Origin of the sequence: Polaribacter sp. P097 (assembly GCF_036864555.1) — a bacterium.
In the GTDB taxonomy this organism is placed as follows: domain Bacteria; phylum Bacteroidota; class Bacteroidia; order Flavobacteriales; family Flavobacteriaceae; genus Polaribacter.
Map to the genome: position 1 here is coordinate 1,445,551 of NZ_JAZETJ010000001.1, position 23,827 is coordinate 1,469,377.

General features: G+C 31.2%; 20 protein-coding genes. 16 read left to right on the forward strand and 4 right to left on the reverse strand.

Features of this window, described 5'->3' with window-relative positions; all coding sequences use genetic code 11:
- Nucleotides 1–97: 97 nt before the first annotated feature.
- From mraZ to V7R38_RS06720, 15 genes are all read left to right on the forward strand, one after another.
- The gene (gene mraZ, locus V7R38_RS06650) at nucleotides 98–565 is read left to right on the forward strand and encodes a division/cell wall cluster transcriptional repressor MraZ (RefSeq protein WP_334056877.1); all 468 of its coding nucleotides are present in this window, start codon (nucleotides 98–100) and stop codon (nucleotides 563–565) included.
- The gene (gene rsmH / locus V7R38_RS06655) at nucleotides 552–1,448 is read left to right on the forward strand and encodes a 16S rRNA (cytosine(1402)-N(4))-methyltransferase RsmH (RefSeq protein WP_334056879.1); all 897 of its coding nucleotides are present in this window, start codon (nucleotides 552–554) and stop codon (nucleotides 1,446–1,448) included. The genes mraZ and rsmH overlap by 14 nt, the downstream gene beginning before the upstream one ends.
- 1 nt (nucleotide 1,449) lies before the next feature.
- Nucleotides 1,450–1,776, forward strand: coding sequence for an FtsL-like putative cell division protein (locus V7R38_RS06660; protein WP_015481055.1), 327 nt, complete (start codon nucleotides 1,450–1,452; stop codon nucleotides 1,774–1,776).
- A 60-nt stretch (nucleotides 1,777–1,836) separates the two neighbouring features.
- A complete protein-coding gene (locus tag V7R38_RS06665; RefSeq protein ID WP_334057125.1) occupies nucleotides 1,837–3,798 on the forward strand; it encodes a penicillin-binding protein in 1,962 nt (653 codons plus the stop codon).
- Between the two features lies 1 nt (nucleotide 3,799).
- Nucleotides 3,800–5,266, forward strand: coding sequence for a UDP-N-acetylmuramoyl-L-alanyl-D-glutamate--2,6-diaminopimelate ligase (locus V7R38_RS06670; RefSeq protein WP_334057126.1), 1,467 nt, complete (start codon nucleotides 3,800–3,802; stop codon nucleotides 5,264–5,266).
- Nucleotide 5,267: 1 nt separating this feature from the next.
- Nucleotides 5,268–6,494 carry a phospho-N-acetylmuramoyl-pentapeptide-transferase gene (mraY, locus tag V7R38_RS06675; RefSeq protein WP_334056883.1) on the forward strand — a complete coding sequence of 409 codons (1,227 nt, stop codon included), beginning with the start codon at nucleotides 5,268–5,270 and terminating at the stop codon, nucleotides 6,492–6,494.
- Nucleotides 6,495–6,549: 55 nt separating this feature from the next.
- On the forward strand, nucleotides 6,550–7,935 hold the full coding sequence (gene murD / locus V7R38_RS06680; protein ID WP_334056885.1) for a UDP-N-acetylmuramoyl-L-alanine--D-glutamate ligase: 1,386 nt from the start codon (nucleotides 6,550–6,552) through the stop codon (nucleotides 7,933–7,935).
- A 12-nt stretch (nucleotides 7,936–7,947) separates the two neighbouring features.
- Nucleotides 7,948–9,135, forward strand: coding sequence for an FtsW/RodA/SpoVE family cell cycle protein (locus V7R38_RS06685; RefSeq protein WP_334056887.1), 1,188 nt, complete (start codon nucleotides 7,948–7,950; stop codon nucleotides 9,133–9,135).
- Entirely contained in the window at nucleotides 9,122–10,213 is a 1,092-nt protein-coding gene (murG, locus tag V7R38_RS06690; RefSeq protein ID WP_334056889.1) for an undecaprenyldiphospho-muramoylpentapeptide beta-N-acetylglucosaminyltransferase, read from the forward strand. The genes V7R38_RS06685 and murG overlap by 14 nt, the downstream gene beginning before the upstream one ends.
- Entirely contained in the window at nucleotides 10,210–11,562 is a 1,353-nt protein-coding gene (murC, locus tag V7R38_RS06695; protein ID WP_334056891.1) for a UDP-N-acetylmuramate--L-alanine ligase, read from the forward strand. The genes murG and murC overlap by 4 nt, the downstream gene beginning before the upstream one ends.
- Nucleotides 11,552–12,277, forward strand: coding sequence for a cell division protein FtsQ/DivIB (locus tag V7R38_RS06700; protein ID WP_334056893.1), 726 nt, complete (start codon nucleotides 11,552–11,554; stop codon nucleotides 12,275–12,277). Before murC ends, V7R38_RS06700 begins: the two co-directional genes overlap by 11 nt.
- A 6-nt stretch (nucleotides 12,278–12,283) precedes the next feature.
- A complete protein-coding gene (gene ftsA, locus V7R38_RS06705) occupies nucleotides 12,284–13,609 on the forward strand; it encodes a cell division protein FtsA (protein ID WP_015481046.1) in 1,326 nt (441 codons plus the stop codon).
- 59 nt (nucleotides 13,610–13,668) lie between these two features.
- Nucleotides 13,669–15,570 carry a cell division protein FtsZ gene (ftsZ, locus tag V7R38_RS06710; protein ID WP_334056895.1) on the forward strand — a complete coding sequence of 634 codons (1,902 nt, stop codon included), beginning with the start codon at nucleotides 13,669–13,671 and terminating at the stop codon, nucleotides 15,568–15,570.
- A gap of 184 nt (nucleotides 15,571–15,754) precedes the next feature.
- The gene (locus V7R38_RS06715; protein ID WP_334056897.1) at nucleotides 15,755–18,361 is read left to right on the forward strand and encodes a T9SS type A sorting domain-containing protein; all 2,607 of its coding nucleotides are present in this window, start codon (nucleotides 15,755–15,757) and stop codon (nucleotides 18,359–18,361) included.
- 220 nt (nucleotides 18,362–18,581) lie between these two features.
- Nucleotides 18,582–18,794 (forward strand): hypothetical protein, encoded by a 213-nt coding sequence (locus V7R38_RS06720; protein WP_334056899.1) that lies wholly within the window; start codon nucleotides 18,582–18,584, stop codon nucleotides 18,792–18,794.
- 60 nt (nucleotides 18,795–18,854) lie between these two features.
- Here the strand turns inward: V7R38_RS06720 and V7R38_RS06725 are convergent, their stop codons facing one another.
- Together V7R38_RS06725 and V7R38_RS06730 are read right to left on the reverse strand one after the other, a co-directional pair.
- The gene (locus V7R38_RS06725) at nucleotides 18,855–20,042 is read right to left on the reverse strand and encodes a pyridoxal phosphate-dependent aminotransferase (protein WP_015481042.1); all 1,188 of its coding nucleotides are present in this window, start codon (nucleotides 20,040–20,042) and stop codon (nucleotides 18,855–18,857) included.
- A gap of 14 nt (nucleotides 20,043–20,056) precedes the next feature.
- Nucleotides 20,057–21,151, reverse strand: a complete 1,095-nt coding sequence (locus V7R38_RS06730) for a fatty acid desaturase family protein (protein ID WP_015481041.1) — start codon at nucleotides 21,149–21,151, stop codon at nucleotides 20,057–20,059.
- Nucleotides 21,152–21,267: 116 nt separating this feature from the next.
- On the opposite strand from V7R38_RS06730, the gene rsmG reads away from it, so the two are divergent.
- Nucleotides 21,268–21,897, forward strand: coding sequence for a 16S rRNA (guanine(527)-N(7))-methyltransferase RsmG (rsmG, locus tag V7R38_RS06735; protein WP_334056904.1), 630 nt, complete (start codon nucleotides 21,268–21,270; stop codon nucleotides 21,895–21,897).
- Between the two features lie 11 nt (nucleotides 21,898–21,908).
- Here rsmG and V7R38_RS06740 read toward each other — a convergent pair whose 3' ends face one another.
- Both V7R38_RS06740 and V7R38_RS06745 read right to left on the reverse strand, forming a co-directional pair.
- Nucleotides 21,909–22,760 (reverse strand): DUF3667 domain-containing protein, encoded by an 852-nt coding sequence (locus V7R38_RS06740; RefSeq protein ID WP_334056905.1) that lies wholly within the window; start codon nucleotides 22,758–22,760, stop codon nucleotides 21,909–21,911.
- A gap of 140 nt (nucleotides 22,761–22,900) precedes the next feature.
- Nucleotides 22,901–23,818 (reverse strand): glutaminase, encoded by a 918-nt coding sequence (locus V7R38_RS06745; protein ID WP_334056907.1) that lies wholly within the window; start codon nucleotides 23,816–23,818, stop codon nucleotides 22,901–22,903.
- Nucleotides 23,819–23,827: the final 9 nt, after the last annotated feature.

Consider the following 23,827-nt stretch of genomic DNA (forward strand, 5'->3'; position numbering starts at 1 on the left):
ATTAACATTAAGAAAGCGTTGTTTTTATTAACAATGTGGTAAAAAGTGGTAAAAAGTGGTAATTTTTATATATTTTTGATCATTAATTCTTTTTTAAGTGATAAATCTAATAGGTACATATGAATGTAAAGCTGACGCTAAAGGTAGGGTCATGTTTCCTTCTGCTTTTAAAAAGCAAGTTGCGCCTATATTACAAGAAGGTTTTGTGCTGAAAAAGTCGGTTTTTGAGCAGTGTCTAGAATTGTATCCTATGAAAGAGTGGAATGCAACTATGGCAGAAATTAATAAACTAAACAAGTTCAAGAAAAAAAACAATGATTTTATTAGAAGGTTTACTGCTGGTGTAAAGTTAGTAGAATTGGATGCTACAGGCCGAATTTTAATCCCAAAAAATTTATCTGAATTTGCAGGAATTAAAAAGCAGGTAGTTATGTCTTCATCTGTAAATATCATTGAGATTTGGGATAAAGAAAAGTACGAAAACGCAATTGAGAATGCTGCTGAAAATTTTTCAGATTTAGCAGAAGAGGTGATGGGTAATACAGATGGAGATGAGTTATCATAATGCAGTTTTATTACAAGAGAGTGTAGATGGCTTAAATATCAAAGAAGATGGTGTTTATGTCGATGTTACTTTTGGTGGAGGTGGTCATTCTAAAGAAATCTTAAAAAGATTAGGTAAAAACGGACGCTTGTTTGCTTTTGATCAAGATCCTGATGCAATTAACAATGCTATAGATGATGAACGATTTGTTTTAATACCAGAAAATTTTAGATACATCTCACGTTTTTTAAGATTTCATAGAGTTAAGAAAGTAGATGGCATTTTAGCAGATTTGGGAGTTTCTTCGCATCAATTTGATGAAGCTGAAAGAGGTTTTTCTATTCGTTTTGATGGTGATTTAGATATGAGGATGAATCAGAAGTCTAAAATTTCTGCAAAAGAAATCATCAATAATTATTCTGAAGAAAAATTAGCTGAAATCTTATTCTTATATGGTGAGTTAAGAAATTCTAGAAAACTAGCAAGAACTATTGTGCATGAAAGAAAAAATAGTCCAATAGAAACTAGCTTTCAATTAAAAGAAGTGCTAAAAGCATTTTTACCAAATGCAAGAGAACATAAAATTTTAGCGCAAATTTTTCAAGCAATTCGAATAGAAGTAAATGAAGAGTTAGAAGTGTTAAAAGAATTCTTACAGCAAGTGCCAAACTTATTGAATGATGAAGGTAGGTTAAGTGTAATTTCTTATCACTCGCTAGAAGATAGATTAGTGAAAAGATTTATTAGAACTGGTTTGTTTGAAGGGGAACCAGAAAAAGATGTTTTTGGTAATTCTAACGAGCCGCTAAAAAAAATAGGAAAATTAATTGTGCCTCCAAAAGAGGAAATTAAAATAAATAATAGAGCAAGAAGTGCAAAACTAAGATTAGCCACTCCAAAATAACATGTCTAAAGTTAAAAGAAACATATACGATATTTTACGAGGAAGCTTCTTAACAGATGAATCTTCCTTTAAAAACTGGGGCATCATTTTGTTTGTAGTGGTTTTACTATTGGTAATGATTACAAGTGCACATAATGCCGATAAAAAAGTAATTCGAATATCAGAATTAAATAAACAGAAGAGAGAGTTAAGAGCAGAATATGTAGATACTGGAACTATTTTAATGCGAATGAAAATGGAATCTAGTATAAGAGAGAAAGCAATAGAAAGAGGTTTAAAACCTTCAGAAACACCACCAAAAAAAATTAAAGTAACCTATAAAGATTAAAGTAAATTGGCAACCCACAAAAAAAGCATACTTACCAAATTCTACATAGTAGCTTCTTTTATGACGCTTTTTTTGTTTGCAGTGGTTTTTCGCGTAATTAACATACAGTATTTTCAAGGAGAAAAATACAAAAAGCTCTCTACAGAATTAACCATCAAACAAGATACAATTTACGCGAATAAAGGAAACGTCTACGCTGCAGATGGTAATTTGTTGGCTACATCCATGTCAAAATATACCATTAGAATAGATGCAGTTGCTATAGATGGTAATGTTTTTGAGAAAAACGTTGCAGCTTTAGCAAAAGAACTAAGTGCCATGTTGGGTAAAAGTCAAAGGTATTATGAGACGAAACTAAGATCTGCCAGAAAAAGAAAAAATAGGTATTTGTTACTGGCAAGAAATGTAGGTTACAATGATTATTTGCGAATGAAACAATTCCCGATTTTTAAATTGGGTGTCTATAAGGGTGGTTTCATAGCAGAACATAAAACAGTTAGGGCACATCCAATTGGTAAAATTGCAGAGAGAACTATTGGTTATGATGATTTTAGAGGAGAAGCAGGCATAGAAGGTGCTTTTGCCGATTTTATGCAGGGTGAAAATGGTTTACGTTGGAAACAGAAGATTGCAAAAAACCAGTGGAAACCTATTTCTGATGTAAATGAAAAAGAGCCAATAGATGGGCATGATGTTATTACAACTATAGATGTTAACATACAGGATATTACACATCATGCATTATTAAAACAACTAGAACTTTTTGAAGCAGATCATGGTTGTGCAGTGGTTATGGAAACTGCAACAGGTGAAATTAAAGCAATTTCTAATTTAGGAAGAACTTCTAAAGGAAAGTACTTTGAGAAAAGAAACTACGCTGTTTGGGAAAGTCATGAGCCAGGTTCAACATTCAAGTTAGCAAGTTTAATGGCGGCTTTAGATGATAAAAAGATTGACACTTCTACTGTAGTTGATACTGAAAAAGGAAAAATTTTCATTCACAATAAAAAAGTCGAAGATTCAAGAAGAGGTGGTTATGGTAAAATATCCGCAGCTAGAGTTTTTGAGGTTTCTTCAAATGTTGGCATTGTAAAGTTAATTAAAGAACATTATGATGAAGAGCCAGAAAAATTCATTGCAAAATTAGAAAAATACGGATTTACAGAACCTATTGGTTTTCCTATTAAAGGAGAAGGTAGACCAACCATTCCAAAACCAGGTGATAAAACTTGGAGTAAAATTTCTTTAGAATGGATGTCTTGGGGTTATGGAGTTTCTGTTACACCAATGCAAACTTTAATGTTTTACAATGCTGTTGCTAATAATGGTGTAATGGTTAAACCAAGATTTGTAAAAGAGTTAAGAAGAGAGAATAAAGCAGAAACTGTATTTGAAACAGAAATTATTCATCCTAAAATAGCATCCGAAGAAACCTTAAAAAAGGTTAGAAAAGTTATGGAAAATGTAGTAATAAAAGGAACTGCAGATAATATCTATTCTTCTAATTTCTCTATGGCTGGTAAAACAGGAACTGCCAAAAAGTTTATGCCAAGAATTAAAAATAAAGAAGGTGAATGGGAAGGAGGTTACTATTCTACACAACATTATGTAGCGTCGTTCGCAGGTTTTTTTCCAGCAGATGAACCAAAGTATTCTTGCATTGTTGTAGTTCATGATCCTGATAAAAAGAAAGGTTACTATGGGGCTACAGTTGCTGCACCAGTTTTTAAAGAAATAGCTCAAAAAATTTACACAACAACTCCTATAGATAATCAATCTGTAAATGACAATGTAGAGTTTGCAGTATTAGAAAAACAGTTTAATAAATACAATACAATAATTACAAAAGAACATACTAAAGTGCCTAATGTTAAGGGTATGGATGGTATGGATGCTATATCTCTTTTAGAAAATATTGGTTTAAAAGTGCAAATTTCAGGAGTAGGAAAAGTGCAAAATCAATCTATTAAAAAAGGAGAAGCATTAGAAAAAGGTGCAACCATTATTTTAAAATTATCATAGTCTGAAAAATTTACAAGACATATTGTATAAAGTAGCCATAAAACAAGTATTTGGTAATACAAATATTGAGGTGAATCAGCTTATTTTCGACTCAAGAAGAGTAGGCGAAGGAGATGTGTTTATTGCTCAAAAAGGAGTAAATGTAGATGGTCATTTATATGTAGATAAAGCCATTGCTCTAGGTGCAAAAGCTATAATATGCGAAGGTTTTTCATTTGACAGAAAAGAGGGTATAACTTATATAAGGGTTGCAGATGCAAATGAGGCTTTAGCAATAATGGCATCTAATTTTTATGAAAATCCGTCTACTAAATTTCCAGTTGTTGGAGTAACAGGTACTAATGGTAAAACTACTATTGCTTCATTACTCTATCAATTATTTACCAAAGCAGGGTACAAAGTTGGTTTGCTGTCTACAGTAAAAATTTTAGTAGGTGATAAAGAATATAAAGCAACACATACAACACCAGATTCTGTTACCATAAACAGGTATTTAGATATGATGTTAGATGCTGGTGTAGAATATTGCTTTATGGAAGTTAGCTCTCATGGAATTCATCAAAAAAGAACAGAAGGTTTGCAATTTTCAGGAGGAATTTTCACCAATTTATCTCATGATCATTTAGATTATCATAAAGACTTTGCAGAGTATAGAAATGTAAAAAAGAAGTTTTTTGATGATTTACCAAAATCTGCTTTTGCATTAACCAATATAGATGATAAAAATGGCAACTATATGTTGCAGAATACCAAAGCTAAAAAATATAGTTATGCCTTAAAAACTTTAGCCGATTTTAAAGCTAAAATTTTAGAAAAACAATTATCAGGAACTTTAATTTCTATTGATAATACTGAGGTTTGGACAAAATTAATTGGAGTTTTTAATATCTATAATCTTACTGCAATTATTGCAACAGCTGAATTATTAGGTTTAGAAAAATTAGATATTTTAACCATAGTTAGTCAGTTAGAAAGTGTAAATGGGCGTTTTGAATATGTGATTTCTGAAGACGGAGTTACAGCTATTGTAGATTACGCACATACACCAGATGCATTAAAAAATGTGTTAGAAACTATAAATGATATAAGAACCAATAACGAGAAAGTGATTACAGTTGTTGGTTGTGGAGGTGATAGAGATAAGTCAAAAAGACCAAAAATGGCGCATATTGCTGCTCATTTGAGTAACCAAGCCATTTTTACTTCAGATAATCCAAGAACAGAAGATCCTCAAGAAATCTTAGATGAAATGGAGGCTGGTATATCACCTGAACATTACAATAAAACTTTAACTGTAGTAAATAGAAGGCAAGCAATTAAAACAGCGTGTAAATTGTCTGATGCTGGAGATATTATTTTGATTGCAGGTAAAGGTCATGAAAGTTATCAAGAAATAAATGGGGTTCGTTCTCATTTTAACGATTTAGAAGAAGTTACAAACTGTTTTAATCAACTAAAAAAGAAATAGAATGCTGTATTATTTTTTTCAATATTTAGAGACTCAATTTAGCATTCCAGGTGCAGGTGTATTTCAGTTTATCACCTTTAGAGCAGCTGCAGCATTTATTTTATCGCTTTTAATTTCTGCTATTTATGGTAAGCGTATTATAAATTTTCTACGTAAGCAACAAGTAGGTGAAACAGTTAGAGATTTAGGTTTAGAAGGGCAAAAGCAAAAATCAGGAACACCAACAATGGGAGGAATTATTATAATTCTGGCCACATTAATTCCTGCAATTTTACTGGCCAAATTAGATAATATTTACATCATCATTCTTCTTATTACTACAGTTTGGATGGGCTTTATAGGTTTTTTAGACGATTACATAAAAGTTTTCAAAAAAGACAAAGCTGGTTTAAGTGGTAAGTTTAAAGTATTAGGTCAGGTTGGTTTGGGGCTTATTGTTGGTTCCATGTTGTACTTCAATGAGGGTGTAACTATCAAAGAACAACTACCAGTTGCACAGCAAACCATTCAAGAAAATGGTAAAAAGCAAGTTTTTGGAGAAGCGCATAAATCTACTAAAACAACAGTGCCGTTTTTTAAAGATAACGAATTAGAATACTCCAAAGCATTAAGTTTTTTAGGTGATGGTTATGAAAAATATGGTTGGATTGTATTCATCTTTATTACCGTTTTTATTGTAACAGGTATTTCTAATGGTGCAAATTTAACAGATGGTATAGATGGTTTAGCAGCAGGTTCATCAGCAATAATTGTAATCACACTTGCTGTTTTTGCATGGGTTTCTGGTAACATCATTTTCGCAGATTATTTAGATGTCATGTACATTCCGAATTCAGGTGAAATGACTGTTTTTATCCTAGCCTTTGCAGGAGCCTTAATTGGTTTTTTATGGTACAATACATATCCAGCTCAAGTGTTTATGGGAGATACAGGTAGTTTAACTATTGGTGGAATTATTGCGGTTATTGCTATTTCTATTCGTAAAGAATTGCTGTTGCCAATTTTAGCAGGAATTTTTGTGGTAGAGAATTTATCAGTAATCCTGCAGGTTTCTTGGTTTAAGTATACTAGAAAAAAGTTTGGTGTTGGACGACGAATTTTCAAAATGTCTCCTTTACATCACCATTATCAAAAGTTAAGTTATCACGAAAGTAAAATTGTAGTACGTTTTTGGATTGTAGGAATTCTATTAGCCGTATTTACAATCGTAACATTAAAATTAAGATAAAAAAGTGCTTGTCCTTACTTTCCCTTGGGAAGGGATGAGCAACTTTTAAATAAATATGAAAAAGCAAGAAAATACAGAAAAATCAATCTTAAGTTATTTAGGAGATAATGGGTTTTTAGTGATTCTTGGAGGGGGAGAGAGTGGAGTTGGTACTGCAATTTTAGCAAAGCAAAAAGGCTATAAAGTTTTTGTTTCTGATAAAGGTGCAATTACCAAAGCTTACAAAAAAGTTCTTTTACATCATCAAATAGATTTTGAGGAAAATCAACATACAGTGTCTAAGATTTTACAGGCAAATGTTGTAATGAAAAGTCCTGGAATTCCAGATTCAGTTCCTTTGGTAAAGAAGTTAGTTGATAATAATATTCCAGTAATTTCTGAAATAGAATTTGCAGCAAATTTTACCAAGGCAACTATTGTGGGTATAACAGGTTCTAATGGTAAAACAACCACAACATTATTAACGCATCATATTTTAAAAAATGCAAATTTAGATGTGGGTGCTGCTGGTAATATTGGCGATAGTTTTGCACTACAAGTAGCAGAGAAAAACTATAAAAATTATGTGTTAGAAATAAGTAGTTTTCAATTAGATGGCATTACAAATTTTAGACCACATATTGCCATTTTAACCAATATTACTCCAGATCATTTAGATAGATATGATTATGATTTTCAAAATTATATCAACTCAAAATTTAGGATAACAAAGAACCAAGAAGAAACCGATTTTTTAATTTACGATGCAGATGATGACGTAATTACAGGTTGGTTAAAAGAGAATAAAACAAAAGCAAAATTACTGCCATTTTCAATCGAGAAAGAATTGAAATATGGCGCATTTATAAAAGACAATAACATAACAATCAACATACAAAAAGATAAATTTTATATGCCAATATCATCATTATCAATAAAGGGGAAACACAATACTAAAAATGCAATGGCAGCAACAATGGCAGCGCAATTGCTTAAGGTTAGAAAAGACGCTATTAAAGAAAGTTTATCCAACTTTGAAGGCGCAGAACATCGTTTAGAAAATGTAGCAAAAATTAAAGATGTTCATTACATAAACGATTCTAAAGCAACAAATGTAAACGCTACTTTTTATGCGTTAGAATGCATGGATCAGCAAACAATTTGGATTGTTGGTGGTGTAGATAAAGGAAATGATTACACAGATTTATTGCCTTTAGTTAGAGAAAAAGTGAAGGCTATAGTTTGTTTGGGTATTGATAATGAAAAAATAAAAAACACTTTTGGTAACGTAATTGAAACTATTGTAGAAACTGCAGGTGCAGAAGAAGCAGTTAAGGTTTCACATAAATTGGCAGAAAGAGGAGATGCAGTTTTGTTATCTCCTGCATGTGCAAGTTTCGACCTTTTTCAAAATTATGAAGATAGAGGTCGTCAATTTAAAAAAGCAGTTAGAAATCTATAGAAATCGTAAAGTTTGAAAACAGTTTTTAATCATATAAAAGGAGATAAAACCATTTGGGCTATAGTGGCTATTTTGGCAATATTCTCATTTATGCCAGTTTATAGCGCAAGCACAAACCTGGTTTATGTGGTTGGTTCTGGTTCTACTTTAGGATATTTGGTAAAACATATGGTTTTATTAATTATGGGCTTTGGTATTATTTACGGAGTTCATAAAATCCCATATCGATATTTTTCAGGGGGCTCAGTTTTAATGTTGCCTATAGTTTTTGTTTTACTAATTTTCACAATGATGCAAGGCACAACAATTGGTGGTGCCAATGCTAGTAGATGGATACGTATTCCTTTTGTGGGTATAGGTTTTCAAACATCAACATTGGCAGGTTTAGTGCTAATGGTTTATGTAGCAAGATATCTAGCTAAAAATAAGGAAAGGCCAATTAATTTTAAAGAAAGTTTATTGCAATTATGGTTGCCTGTTGGCGCTATTTTAATGCTCATTTTACCAGCAAACTTTTCGACTACAGCTATTATTTTTGTGATGATTTTAATGGTCACATTTATTGGAGGTTATCCTTTAAAATATTTAGGTTTAATAGTTGGTGTGGGTATTTTTATGCTGGCTTTTTTTGTTTTGGTAGCGAAAGCTTTTCCAGATGCAATGCCAAATAGAGTGCAAACTTGGCAAAGTAGAATAGAAAATTTTTCTGATGGTGATAATAAGGAAGCTTATCAAGTAGAAAAAGCAAAGATTGCAATTGCAACAGGAGGTCCAATAGGAGTTGGCCCTGGTAAAAGTGTTCAAAAAAACTTTTTACCTCAATCTTCTTCCGATTTTATTTTTGCAATAATTATTGAAGAATATGGTTTGGTAGGTGGTGTAATTATAGCTTTGATCTATTTTTTATTGCTTTTTAGAATTTTTGTAGTCATAAGAAAAACAACAACCATATTTGGTACTTTGCTAGTAATTGGTGTGGGTTGTCCCATCATTTTTCAGGCGATTATTAATATGGCAGTTGCCACAAATTTATTCCCAGTAACAGGTCAAACCCTGCCCTTAATAAGTAGTGGAGGTACATCTATTTGGATGACATGTTTTGCGCTAGGTATGATACTTAGTGTAAGTGCATCTAAACAAGAAACAGAAGAAGATATATTAGATGATAACCCTTTAGATATTTTGCATGAAACCATATAACATACTTATTTCTGGAGGAGGAACAGGTGGTCATATCTATCCTGCAATTGCAATTGCAAATGAATTAAAATGGCGTTTTCCAGATGCTAATTTTCTATTTGTTGGTGCAAAAGATAAGATGGAGATGGAAAAAGTGCCTCAAGCAGGCTACAAAATAGAGGGCTTATGGATTTCTGGAATACAAAGAAAACAGCTGGCTAAAAACCTTGGTTTCCCTTTTAAAATGTTAGATAGTTTATGGAAGGCAAGAAGAATTATAAGAAAATTTAATCCAGATATTGCAATTGGTACAGGTGGGTTTGCTAGTGGGCCAACTTTAATAATGGCAAACAGAAGAGACATACCAACATTAATTCAAGAACAGAACTCTTTTCCTGGCATAACAAACAAGTTGTTAGGAAGACGTGCCAATAAAATTTGTGTTGCTTACGATGATTTAAATCGATTTTTTCCGGCAAATAAAATTGTAAAAACAGGTAATCCTGTTCGTCAAGATCTATTAAGTATTCATACTAAAAAAGAGGAAGCCACAGACTTTTTTCAATTAGATAAAAAGAAGAAAACAATTTTGATTTTAGGAGGAAGTTTAGGAGCACGTAAAATAAATCAACTAGTAGAAACCAATTTAACGTTTTTAGAAGAACAAAATGTTCAAGTTATTTGGCAATGTGGAAAGTTATATTTTGATGAGTATAAAAAGCATAATGAATTGAAGCACGTTCAAGTTCATCAATTTATAAACAAAATGGATTTAGCTTATGCAGCTTCAGATATTATTATCTCTAGAGCTGGTGCAAGTTCTGTATCTGAATTATGTATTGTAGGTAAACCAGTTATTTTTATTCCTTCTCCAAATGTGGCAGAAGATCATCAAACCAAAAATGCCAAATTTATAGTTGACAGGCATGGAGCGATACTTTTAAAAGAAAGTGAATTAGACACATTTAAAATTGTATTTGAAACGTTATTAAAAGATGAAGGTAAGCAGCAGCAATTATCTGAAAACATTAACGAGTTAGCCCTGCTAGGTGCAACAAGAAATATTGCTAATGAAGTAGAAAAATTATTAAAGAGGTGAATTTAGAACAAAAACATAACGTTTATTTTGTGGGTATTGGAGGTATTGGCATGAGTGCCATTGCAAGATATTTTACTGCTCAAAATAAAAATGTTGCAGGTTATGATAAAACACCTTCTCAAATAACTGCAGGTTTAGAGCAAGCAGGTATATCGATTCATTTTGAAGACAAAATTCAAAATATTCCTATTGCTTATTTAGATAAAAAATCAACATTAGTCATATACACACCTGCAATTCCAAAAAATTCTGAAGAATTAAATTATTTTAAGAATAATAATTTTACCCTTCTTAAAAGAGCTGAAATTTTGGGTGAAATTACTAAGTCTACTTTTTGCTTAGCAGCTTCAGGTACACATGGTAAAACAACTACATCTAGCATGTTGGGGCATATAATGCAACTTGAAAAAGCCACTTCATTTTTAGGAGGTGTAGCAGAAAACTACAATTCAAATTTAATTCTAGGAGAAGATAAAATAACAGTAGTTGAAGCAGATGAGTTTGATAGGTCTTTTTTACAACTAAGTCCTAATATTGCTTGTGTTACCTCTATGGATGCAGATCATTTAGATATTTATGGAGAGGCATCTTCTTTAGAGGAATCTTTTGTAGTCTTTTCTCAGAAAGTATCAGACACCTTAATTGTGGCAAAAGGTTTGCCTTTAGAGGGCTTAACTTATGCTGTAGATGAACCTGCAGATTATAAAGCATACAATCTAAAGATTAAAGAGGGTACTTATGTTTTTGATGTGCAAACTCCTACTAGTTCTATACAAAATATAGAACTGCACTTGCCTGGTAAACATAATGTAATGAATGCATTAGCAGCATTAGCAATGGCAGATGTTTATGGTGTTTCTTTAGAAAAAATTAAGGTTCAATTGGCTAGTTTTAAGGGCGTAAAACGTAGGTTTTCTTATAAGGTAAAAACCAAAGATTTAGTTCTAATAGATGATTATGCTCATCATCCAACAGAAATTAATGCAGTAGAAAGTTCTATTAGAGAAATGTATCCGAACGAAAAAGTTTTGGCCATTTTTCAGCCACATTTGTTTTCTAGAACTAAAGATTTTGTAGATGATTTTGCATTAGCACTTTCTAAATTTGATGAGGTTATTTTGCTAGATATCTATCCAGCAAGAGAAGAACCAATTCCAAATGTCACTTCAGAATGGTTGCTGAGTAAAATTAGTAGCAAGCAGAAAAAAATAGCAGAAAAGAAAAATATTATAAAAGATATTAAACAATCATCAGCAAAAATAGTTGCAATGTTAGGTGCAGGTGATATTGGTGTTCTAATAAATGAGGTTACAGATCAACTTTTAAATTTACAGGAAAATGAAGTTTAAAAGAGTATTGAAATACCTCTTTTTTGTAGTACTTACAGCTAGTTTGGCTTTTTTGTATAGCTTTTCTGGTAAGAGAAATAATGTTGTAAAAATAGGTGAGCCAATTATAGAATTTGATAAAGGCGAGAATAATTTTCTTACCTATTCAATGGTTAATAAATTGTTAATACAAAATACAGAAAGTATACAAAACCAAGCAAAATCTGTGATAGATTTATATGTTCTAGAAAATAATCTATCAAAAAATCCATATGTTGAAAAAGCAGATGTTTTTTTAACCATAGATGGTAGACTAAAATCTGTAGTAAAACAGCGAGAGCCTGTAGCTAGAATTTTAAATGATGATGAGGTTTATTATGTTGATAAACAAGGAGTAAAAATGCCTTTGTCAATTAATTATTCATCTAGAGTTTTGCTAGTTTCTGGAGTTAAAAATGATGATGAAATTGTAGAAATTTTACCTTTAATTTTAAAAATTGAAGGCGATGATTTTTTGCATAAAGAAGTCGTTGGAATTGTAAAATCTGCCGAAAATGAATATCAATTTTCTGTTAGAAGTGGAGATTACAAAATCGATTTTGGAAATTTATCTGAAATGGATGTAAAATTTAAAAAATTAAAAGCGTTTTATAATAAAACATTTGAAGACAAAACAATTCAAAATTATAAAACAATTAATGTAAAATATCACAACCAAGTTGTGTGCACTAAATAAACTAAAATGGAAGACAATAAAATAGCTGTTGGTTTAGATATTGGTACAACCAAAATTGTTGCCATGATTGGTCGTAAAAACGAATATGGTAAAATTGAGGTAGTTGGTATTGGTAAGGCAAAAAGTTTAGGTGTAAAACGTGGTGTAGTAAGTAATATTACACAAACAATACAATCTATTCAGCAAGCTGTAGATGAAGCAGAAAGTGTATCTGGTGTAAAAATAGAAGATGTAGTAGTAGGTATTGCTGGGCAACATATTAGAAGTTTACATCATAGTGATTACATCACTAGAAACAATGCAGATGAAGTTATTGACGAGGCTGATATAGAAGATTTGGTAAATCAAGTTCACAAATTGGTAATGTTGCCAGGAGAAGAAATAATTCATGTTTTACCACAAGAATTTAAAGTAGATTCTCAAGCGGATATTAAAGAGCCAATTGGAATGTATGGTGGGCGACTTGAAGCCAATTTTCATGTAGTAGTTGGGCAAGTATCATCAATCAGAAATATTGGTAGATGTGTAAAAAGTGCTGGTTTAGACCTAAATGAAATTACTTTAGAACCATTAGCTTCTGCACAAGCAGTATTAAGTCAAGAAGAGAAAGAGGCAGGTGTTGCTTTGATTGATATTGGTGGTGGAACAACTGATTTGGCCATTTTTAAAGACGGAATCATTAGACACACAGCAGTAATTCCTTTTGGAGGTAACGTAATTACAGATGATATTAAAGAAGGATGCTCGATTATAGAAAAACAAGCTGAATTGTTGAAGATTAAATTTGGTTCTGCTTGGCCAGGTGAAAATAAAGAAACTGAAATTGTTTCGATTCCTGGTTTAAGAGGTAGAGAACCTAAAGAAATTACGCTTAAAAACTTATCTAAAATTATACATGCAAGAGTGCAAGAAATTATTGAGCATGTGTATTTAGAAATTAAAAATTATGGGCATGAAACTGCCAAAGGAAAACTAATTGCAGGTATTGTTTTAACAGGAGGTGGTTCTCAGTTAAAACATTTACGTCAATTGGTAGAATACATTACTGGTATGGATGCTAGAATCGGATATCCAAATGAACATTTGGCTGGGGAATCTGATGAAGCATTATCTAGCCCTTCTTATGCAACTGCAGTTGGGTTGTTAATGGAAGGCTTAGAAAAAGATATTAAAGTAGAAGAAGTAGAAGAGGTTCTAGAAGAAATTATAGAAAATACAGAAGATGAAGTAATCAATGAACCTGAACCAGCACCAAAACCAACACCAAAAAAGAAATCGTTCTTCGAGAAATTTACAGAAGGACTGAAAGATTTTTTAGATAATGCTGAGTAGTTAGCATTAAAGACACCAAAAAAGAACAATACACAAGAACACAAAAATATAAAGTTAGTATGAGCTTAGATTTTGAAAACATTGAATTTGTAATGCCTAAAACACAATCAAACACCATTAAAGTAATTGGTGTTGGTGGTGGTGGAAGCAATGCTGTAAACCACATGTTTCAGCAACATATAAATGGGGTAGATTTTGTAATCTGTAACACAGATGCACAAGCTTTAGAAAATAGTCCTATACCAAATAAAATACAGTTAGGAGCTACACTTACCTCTGGTTTAGGAGCAGGTGCGAATCCAGAAATTGGAGAGCAGGCAGCTAAAGAAAGTATGCAAGAAATTCAGCAAATGTTAAATAACCAAACTAAAATGGTATTTATCACTGCAGGAATGGGTGGAGGAACAGGAACTGGAGCTGCACCAATTATTGCTAAGATTGCAAAAGATATGGACATACTTACTGTAGGTATTGTTACTATGCCTTTTGCTTTTGAAGGTAAAAGAAGAACAAAACAAGCGCAATTAGGTATAGATCAACTACGTCAAAATGTAGACTCTTTAATTGTTATCAATAATAACAAACTAAGAGAAGTTTATGGTAATTTAGGTTTTAAAGCTGGTTTCTCTAAAGCAGATGAGGTATTGTCTACAGCTTCAAAAGGTATTGCAGAAGTAATTACACATCACTATAAACAAAATATTGATTTACATGATGCTAAAACCGTTCTTTCTAATAGTGGAACTGCAATCATGGGTTCTGCAAAAGAAGAAGGGCAAACAAGAGCAAAAAATGCTATTATTAAAGCCTTAGATTCGCCTTTATTAAATGATAATAAAATTACAGGAGCTAAAAATGTATTGTTGTTAATTGTTTCTGGAACAAGCGAAGTTACTTTAGATGAAATAGGTGAAATAAACGATTATATTCAAGATGAAGCAGGTTATGATGCTAACATTATTATGGGTATAGGAGAAGATGAAGAATTAGGTGAAGCTATTTCTGTTACTATTGTTGCAACAGGTTTTGCAGCAGATCAACAAAGTAATATTACCAATACAGAGGTTAAAAAAATCATACATACTTTAGAAGAAGAACAAAAGGCTACCTATAACTTCGAAGAGAAAACAATTTCTAGACAACCAAGTTTAGAAACACCAATTACAAATCAGCAAGAATCTAACACTAAAATCGTTCATACATTAAGCGATGATTTAGAAGAAGATAATGCTCAGCCAAAAATGGATTTGGTAAAAACCAATGAAATTATTGCAAGCATGCCAGTTTCTTACGAAAGTGTAGAACCAGATACTATTTCTGAAGATGATTTTATTATAACAGATACAACCAAAGTAGAAGAGCCAGTTGCACAACAAGCACCTACTATGACTTCTAATTCTTTGTTTGATATTCCTTTAAACGACTATACAGAAATTACAAAAGACGAAGAAATTAAGTTTAGTTTAACCAATGAAAAAGAGGTTAATGTAAACGAAATTGAGGTTTTTGGAGCTACTGAAATTGTTGCCAAAAAAGAAACTAGATATGTTTTAGAAGATTTTGATTCTGAACCAACCATTGGTAAAAGTTCTCAAATTATAGAGCGTAAAGTTGAGGAGGAAGAAGAAATTCAGTTTGAATTAAAAACAACCACTCCACAGTCTATAATTAATGAAATAGATACTTTAAGCGAAGAAGTTTCTCCTTTAGATTTAACCATTAATGAGTTACAGAAAAGAGCAGAAGAAAGACGCAAAAGCATGAAGAAATTCAACTATAATTTTAATGAGAACTTAAATAAAAATATAGATGAAATAGAGCGTCAGCCAGCATACAAAAGACAAGGAGTAGATTTAGATAGAAATGCTACTATTAGCAAAGTAAAAACGGCATTAAAAAAAGATACAGATGGTATCGATTTTAAATCTAACAATTCTTTTTTGCATGATAATGTAGACTAAGAATTACATAAAGTTTAAGATTATAAAATCACATCTCTAAAAGGTGTGATTTTTTTGTTTTATTCATTTATTAAAATCGGTTAAACTCAATTTATTTACAGTTCGTCGACACTTAATTGCCATAAACCTTTGGTGGATTTGTTATTACTTGGTAAATCCCTATTTTTGAAGCAAATAACAAGCCATGAACCCAACATTACAATTTTCGACCAAATTAAAATTTACACTTTTATTCCTGTTTATGGGTTTAATGGTAAATGCTCAACAAGAACCTTTTTATTGTGACTACAATGCATATTTATTTCAAGCAAATGATGTGTATGCTATAGATTTAGCTTCAGGTAGTTCTTACTTAGTTAAAAAGGACGTAACACCTGGAAGCGTAAATGCTGTAGGTTATAACCCTGCAGATGGTTACATCTGGGGTTCATTAAGTTCGCCAGCAAAATCAATTGTAAAAATTGGTAAAAACTTTCAAACAGAAACATTTTATATACCTGAATTACCAACAGCTAATAGATATGTTGGTGATGTTAGTTCTACAGGGATTTATCATTTAAAACCAGGAGGAAGCACAGCTTATAGAGTAGATTTAAATCCAGATTCTGATACTTATGGTCAATTTCTTTCTACATTTACACTTTCTTCAAACTTAAATATACATGACTGGGCTTTTAATGCTGTAGATGGTTTATTGTATACTGTTGAAAAGAAAACAAACAATTTATACAGAATAGATCCTGATACAGGAGATGCTTTAAACTTGGGTACTGTGCCAGTTTTAGATGGTTTAAACTATACTTTTGGTGCTGTATATTTTGATGTTGAAGGTAGGTTTTACGTTTCTGCAAATCAAACAGGTACAGTTTATGTTATTCAAGATGTACAAAATTTAGAAGTTGGTTCTACTTTAGATTCTAACTTATTCGCATTTGGGCCATCAAGTAGTTTAAATGATGGTGCAAGATGTCCTACAGCTCCAGTACCACAAGAAGATTGTAAAAACGGTTTAGATGATGATGGTGATGGTTTAACAGACTGTGATGACCCTTCTTGTTCAGGTGTTGCAGAATGCCCTGTAATTACACCTCCAGTTTCTTCTGGTAACAATGGTGGTTTAGAAAGTAACGATAGATTATCTACCTTAATTAATAAAAGAAATTACCTAAGAAGTAAAAACAACTATAAGTTCGATAAGTTTAGTGCTAAGAAATTAGTAAAATCTAAATCGTACAAAACAGCAGCTTCTAAAAATGCAGACATTAATTTAATTGATTTAATTCCTATGGATGTTTTAACAGATACTTATGCTGTAGAATCATCGCCATCAGATTTAATTGAAATGACTAATGCAACAGAATTATTTTCTGTAGATTATATTAGAGATGATAAAACCATAGCTGTAATTTTAGCTACAAAAACAGAAGATGGTGTTTATGAACATACCAAGTTTATTTGTGATCGTCTTTTAGGAGCAGAATTAATTTCTGTATCAACTATAGAAATTAGAGAACAACAATTTATCAAATCGATTATTAAAAATAACGATGGTTCTAAAGAATTTGTACTAAGTTTCTCTGGTAAATTATCTTCAGATACCACTAATTTTGAAATTGAAAGTCACTGGAATTTAGATAAGTATACAGAAAATGAAACGTATTATAACTTCCAGATTTGGACAAACCAAATAGACGATTTAGTAACCTTAGGTGAAGAGGCCTTAGAATTATTTAATGTAAAAAGAAACATTTCTACGTACAACAATTCTACACCACCACCAGTTTTTGTAAAGAAAGGTAAGTATAGAAATGGAAGCTTAGAATTAGAAATAGTTAATGCTAATAAAAGTTCAAGCTTTGTATACGATGCAGGTTTTAAAAGAACAGAAACTTCGGCAACACAATACTCGAATGAAACTATAGCCTTAAGTGGCGATTATCTAAATCCGTTAGTAATTAACACAGGTAACGTATTTGATATTGGATTTAGAATTGAAAACGATACCAATGAAACTCCAGATGATTTATTTATGTCAGATGGTCCTTGGGGAGTAGATGATTCATCTACAGGAACAACAATAGAGAGCTTTGATATTTCACAAAATGATGAAGTTTATTCTGGAAATGGATATAGAGTAGAAAGAAATATTGCCTTAGAAGCTAACACAAGTACTTATGTTGCAGCTTACAGAGCATTTACACCAAGATTTAAATCGATTGATTTGTCTGAGTTTGATGTGTTAGAATTAAATGCAGAAGGTACAGGAGATTTAGAAATTACAATTGTAAAAGAAGGTATTGCTCAATGGGAAGATCAATTTAGAACTACCATTAAGCTTACAGATGAAAATACGCACTTCGCAATTCCTTTAGCACACTTTGTGTCAAACTTAAATCAAAACATCGATTTAACAGATGCTACAAATATTGTATTCACAATGTCTTCTGATGGAGTAGAGGTTATGAATAAGCAAATGAATTTAAGTGATATTCAATTTACACAGAATGCGTTAAGCACAGAAAATGTAATCATTGATGAAAATGAGACTTTATTATTCCCTAATCCTATGAAAACAGTTTCTCAAATAAGATTCTATTCAGAGGTAAATGCAGAGACTGCAATAGAGATTTATAATATGGCTGGTATTCTAGTTAAAAAGTTAACCTTAGAAACAACAACAGGTAATAATAGTGTAGATATTAATAGAAATGGTTTAAGCGCAGGCTTATATTTTATTAAAATATCTAACGATTATAGAACATATAATAGTAAAAAATTAGTGTTAAACTAATTTTATATTATCCCCGACTTTCGCTAAAAGAGCCATCAACTTAATTGTTGATGGTTTTTTTATTTTACGCAAATTTCTAAATTATTTTAAAGTTTTTTTCTAATTGTCGTAAACCATAAACCCTAAAGATTTTCGGTTTTAAGGGTTTTCTCTTAAAGATTGTGCTGTAACAAAACAAATGTGTTTTCGTCTTAAGTATGTAATCAAATTTATAATAATCATGAAAACCATATCATCAACATTACCAGAAAGAGGAATTTTAACTTCGGCTTATAAACAAGAAATAAGAGAAAATATTTCTGAAACTAAAAGAGCTACTTTGTCTAAAATGAAAACGATTATAGAAAATCATCATAATAAATTCCAAAGTCAAACAGGTACAATTTTACAAGTTTCTTTATTTGCTATTGCGTTAGTATTAATTGTGATTTAAAAAAAAATCTCAATGCAATTACGCAATGAGATTTTTAAAATAGTGTATGTAAAGAATTATTTAGCTTAAAGCTGTTTTAATTCTTTTTATAGCTTCACGAATTTGTAATTCTGATGCTGCATAAGATATTCTAATACAATTTGGTGCTCCAAAAGCATCACCAGTTACAGTGGCTACATTTGCATGTTCTAAAATGTATAAAGAAAAATCGTTGGCATTTTCAATTTTAGTACCGTTAATCGTTTTTCCGAAAAATGCAGAAATATCTGGAAAAACATAAAATGCACCTTCAGGAACATTTACTTTAAAACCATCAATTTCTCTAAGTAAATTAATTACAATATCTCTACGAGTTTTAAACTCATCTACCATGTATTGTATTTTTTCGACAGGAGCCAATACAGCAGTAATTGCAGCTCTTTGTGCAATACAGTTGGTACCTGAAGTTACTTGGCCTTGCATTTTTGTACAAGCTTTGGCAATCCATTCAGGAGCGCCAATGTAACCTACTCTCCAACCAGTCATCGCAAATGCTTTTGCTAAACCATTTACGGTTATTGTTCTGTCGAACATGCTTTCTATAGCTGCAAAACTAAAAGGTTTTGTATCGTAATTTACATGTTCATATATTTCATCAGATAGAATAAATATCTGAGGATGTTTTTCTAAAACTGCAGCTAAAGCTCTATATTCTGCCTCACTATAAATAGTACCACTTGGGTTATTTGGAGAGTTAAAGAATATCATTTTAGTTTTTGGCGTAATTGCTGCCTCTAACTGAGCTGGAGTAATTTTAAAATCTGTGTCAATAGATGAAGGTATTTCTACAAATGTAGCTTCACTCAAAGTGGCAATTGCAGAATAACTAACCCAATAAGGTGCAGGTAATAAAACTTCATCACCTTTATTTAATAATACTTGAGCTACATTTGCAATAGATTGTTTTGCACCTGTAGAAACTACAATTTGGTTAGGTTTATAGTCTAAACCATTATCTCTCTTAAATTTTACGCAGATAGCTTCTTTAAGCTCTAAATAGCCATCTACAGGAGAATAAGAATTATAGTTCTGGTTTATTGCTTCTATTGCAGCATCTTTAATAAAATCGGGTGTATTAAAGTCTGGCTCTCCTAAACTTAAACCAATAATATCTTTTCCTTGGCTTTTTAATTCTCTGGCTTTAGCTGCCATTGCTAAAGTTGCAGAAACAGGTAAACTGTTAATTCTGTCTGATAATGGATGTGACATTTTTAAAAAATTTGTTATGCTACTAATTCTGGTTTTTGTCCTAAAACGCCTAAGTGCCTAAAGTGCTCAATAAGTGCTTTTCTAGTAGTTGCATACTCATTATAAGGCAAGTTAAACTCTGCAGCAGTTTCTTTTACAATTTTAGCTAATTTACCATAATGCACATGAGAAATGTGTGGAAAAATATGATGTTCAACTTGATGATTTAAACCACCAGTATAAAAATTTACAAGCCAATTGCTTGGTGCAAAGTTACTTGTGGTGTATAATTGATGGACTGCCCAAGTATGTTCTAAATTTCCATTTTTATCTGGCATAGGCATTTCTGTGTTTGGTACAATGTGTGCCAATTGAAAAACCAAGCTTAAAATCATACCTGCAGTATAGTGCATTACAAAAAATCCTAAAAGAACTTTCCACCAAGCAACATTTAAAACTAACATTGGCAATAAAATCCAAAGTGCATAATAAGCAAGTTTAGAAATTACCAATTTTGTCCATTCTGTTTTTGGGTTAGGAAACTTACCATAAGATAATTTTCTTTTCAAATACCTGTGCATCTGTTTTACATCTGTTGTAATAGCCCAGTTTATGGTTAGTAAACCATATAAAAAGATCGAATAATATTTCTGTACTTTATGTATTTTTAACCATTTAGAGTGCAAAGAAAAACGGATAATTCTCCCAGCATCTATATCTTCATCATGATCTTTAACATTGGTAAATGTATGGTGTAAAACATTATGTTGCACCTTCCAATTATAAACATTACCAGCTAAAATATAAATACTACTACCCATTAATTTATTCACCCACTTGCGTTTAGAAAAAGATTCGTGGTTGGCATCGTGCATAACATTCATACCAACACCAGCCATACCAACACCCGTTAAAACCATAAGTAAAACCATGGCCCATTGAGGCATTGAAACTGTTAGTACTAAAATAAATGGAATTAAAAATAAAGAAAACATAATAATGGCTTTAGAATATAACTTCCAATTACCAGTTCTATTTATATTGTTTTCTTTAAAATATGTGTTTACTCTTTTGTTTAAGGTTCTAAAAAACTTAGCTTTATTTACCCTAGAAAATGTGATGTTGTTCATGTATTACTAATAAATTGTAAAAATATGGATTTTAATGCAATTACTATGTTAAACGTTCATTATTATTGATAATTGTTAAGACCAAATAACTATTTTTGTGCCCTAATATTTTTTAAATGGACATACTGCTAAAATACTTTACAGATTTAACAGAAACTCAAAAAGAACAATTTTCTAAATTACAAGATTTGTATAAAGATTGGAATTTAAAAATAAATGTGGTTTCTAGAAAAGATATAGATGAATTGTATTTGCGCCACGTTTTACACTCTTTGGGTATTGCAAAAGTAATGCCATTTAAACCTGGAGCTAAAGTTATGGATGTTGGAACTGGTGGTGGTTTTCCTGGTATACCATTAGCTATTTTGTTTCCAGAAACTCAATTTCATTTGGTAGATTCTATTGGTAAAAAAATTAAAGTAGTAAATGAAGTTGCAGAAGGTTTAGGTTTAGAAAATGTTACCACAACTCATGGTAGAGTAGAAGAAGTAAAAGATACTTATGATTTTATTGTAAGTAGGGCAGTAGCGCAAATGGAAACTTTTGTAAGATGGACCAAAGGTAAAATTGCTAAAAAGCAAAATCACGATTTAAAAAACGGAATTCTCTATTTGAAAGGGGGAGATTTAACTGAGGAGCTACAAAAATATACTTCTGCCACAATCTATGATTTACCAAATTACTTTGATGAACCTTTTTTTGAAACAAAAAAAGTAGTGCATTTAGGTATGAAGTTTAAAGGGTAATTATTAGATTTTTAAAGGTCAATTAAACCCAAAGCAGCAATAGCAATACCTATTAGAAATATTACGATACTGAAGAAAACAAATAGAATTACTAGCCCTAATAAAAATCTAAAGAATTTAAGAATATTTTTTCCAGGAGATAATTTATAGATTCTACCTATGGCATACATATAGTATATTATAGAAAAAATAAAACTACCCATATAAATTGATGGATGAATAGTTATTGCAAAAAAGAAAGCAATGATAGTAAAGAAGGTTGTAAATCCATAGATATATCCGTTCATTATAACATGTTCACCAAAATAATGAGGTTTCCAAAACGTCCATTTACTAAGCACAGAATAAATCAGTAAAAACACAAAAGTAAGTAAGTTAAAATAACGAAGCATAAATTCTGATATTTTCTGCATAGAATCTAGCTGCATTTTTGCTATTTTCTTTTCTAACTTAATTTTTTCGATTTGTTTTTCTGTGGCATTTTCTTTTGAAGGTATTTTTTGATTTGCCTGTTTCTGAATTAGACTAATTTGATCTTGATTTACAGCATTTTGTATGGCAATAAAATCATCAGCAAAATAATTAAAGATAATTAAGGATAAACCAGCGCCAATTGCTAGAAATGCAAACGGATTTACATAACGTTTTCTTACTCCATCTAAATACTCTAAAACCACTTCTTCCGGCTTTACAGCCATTTTTCTTAAGGTTAAAAAGAAGCGACTATCAACACCAAATAGATTGATGAAAAATTCTACAAGCAATCTTTTAAAATGTATTCTCTGTTTTACAACTAAGCCTCCACAAGTGTTGCAGAAATTTGCATTGTCTTTTAAAGTTTCCCCACAATTTTTACAATCCATAAAGTAAAAATAAGTTAAAATTATTTTATAAAATAATGTTGATGCGCTTTAAGTTGTTTGTTTTTAGAATGATATAAACAATTCTGAGCAAAATTAATTTTCTGGAAATAAAATCTAACAGGTTGTTTTTTTCTATCAATTTAAAATATGGATGATTTTGTAGCTGTTGTAAATTCTTCTAGAAATAGCATTCCTTTATAAGAATTGCCTTTTTTATTAAGTTTCGGACTCCAAACTGCAATACAATACTCATTAGGTTGTACAGCTATTATACCACCACCAACGCCACTTTTACCTGGCAAACCAACTCTAAAAGCAAATTCACCTGCTTCATCGTAAAAACCACAAGTAAGCATAATTGCATTTATTCTTTTTGCTTCGTTTTTGGTTAAGATTTCTTTGTCTTTATATTTAATTTTTACATCTTCTGTTAGATAAAGAAAAATTTCTGAAAGTTCTTTGCAACTCATTTCTAGAGAACAGATGTGAAAATAGAAATCTAAAACTGCTTCTACATTATTTTTGATATTGCCAAATGATTTTATAAAGTTGCATAAAGCAAAATTTCGATATCCAGTTTCTCTTTCTGAAGCTGCTACTTTTTTGCAGTACTCTAAAGTTTGATTGTTAGCTATTTCTCTACAGAATTTTAAAAAATCTTCTTTGGGGTTTTCTAAATGGCTAACCAAAACATCGCAAATAACAATGGCTCCTGCATTAATAAATGGATTTCTAGGTATTCCACAATCATCATCTAATTGCTGTAGAGAATTAAAGGCATTACCTGATGGTTCTACATCAACTCTTTTCCAAAGATCTTCACCTTCTAAATGATAGGCTAAGGTTAAAGACAATATTTTAGAAATACTTTGAATGGAAAATTTCTTACTAAAATCTCCAATACCAAAGCCTTCTTTATTTGTTGTTGTAATGTGTGCACCAAAATAATTTGGAGAAATATTGCCAAGTTCAGGGATGTAATTTGCTACTTTACCATCATCTTGTATATCCTTTAAATCTGAATAAATTCGCTCAATAATATTTTGGCAGTTCTTCATTTACAATTT

Coding starts and splice junctions, on each gene's coding strand:
- V7R38_RS06715 (WP_334056897.1), top strand. CDS start 15,755: ATGAACCCAACATTACAATTTTCGACCAAATTAAAATTTACACTTTTA.
- V7R38_RS06745 (WP_334056907.1), bottom strand. CDS start 23,818: ATGAAGAACTGCCAAAATATTATTGAGCGAATTTATTCAGATTTAAAG.
- rsmG (WP_334056904.1), top strand. CDS start 21,268: ATGGACATACTGCTAAAATACTTTACAGATTTAACAGAAACTCAAAAA.
- murG (WP_334056889.1), top strand. CDS start 9,122: ATGAAACCATATAACATACTTATTTCTGGAGGAGGAACAGGTGGTCAT.
- V7R38_RS06720 (WP_334056899.1), top strand. CDS start 18,582: ATGAAAACCATATCATCAACATTACCAGAAAGAGGAATTTTAACTTCG.
- V7R38_RS06740 (WP_334056905.1), bottom strand. CDS start 22,760: ATGGATTGTAAAAATTGTGGGGAAACTTTAAAAGACAATGCAAATTTC.
- murD (WP_334056885.1), top strand. CDS start 6,550: ATGAAAAAGCAAGAAAATACAGAAAAATCAATCTTAAGTTATTTAGGA.
- V7R38_RS06730 (WP_015481041.1), bottom strand. CDS start 21,151: ATGAACAACATCACATTTTCTAGGGTAAATAAAGCTAAGTTTTTTAGA.
- V7R38_RS06725 (WP_015481042.1), bottom strand. CDS start 20,042: ATGTCACATCCATTATCAGACAGAATTAACAGTTTACCTGTTTCTGCA.
- mraY (WP_334056883.1), top strand. CDS start 5,268: ATGCTGTATTATTTTTTTCAATATTTAGAGACTCAATTTAGCATTCCA.
- rsmH (WP_334056879.1), top strand. CDS start 552: ATGAGTTATCATAATGCAGTTTTATTACAAGAGAGTGTAGATGGCTTA.
- V7R38_RS06665 (WP_334057125.1), top strand. CDS start 1,837: ATGACGCTTTTTTTGTTTGCAGTGGTTTTTCGCGTAATTAACATACAG.
- V7R38_RS06660 (WP_015481055.1), top strand. CDS start 1,450: ATGTCTAAAGTTAAAAGAAACATATACGATATTTTACGAGGAAGCTTC.
- V7R38_RS06700 (WP_334056893.1), top strand. CDS start 11,552: ATGAAGTTTAAAAGAGTATTGAAATACCTCTTTTTTGTAGTACTTACA.
- ftsZ (WP_334056895.1), top strand. CDS start 13,669: ATGAGCTTAGATTTTGAAAACATTGAATTTGTAATGCCTAAAACACAA.
- ftsA (WP_015481046.1), top strand. CDS start 12,284: ATGGAAGACAATAAAATAGCTGTTGGTTTAGATATTGGTACAACCAAA.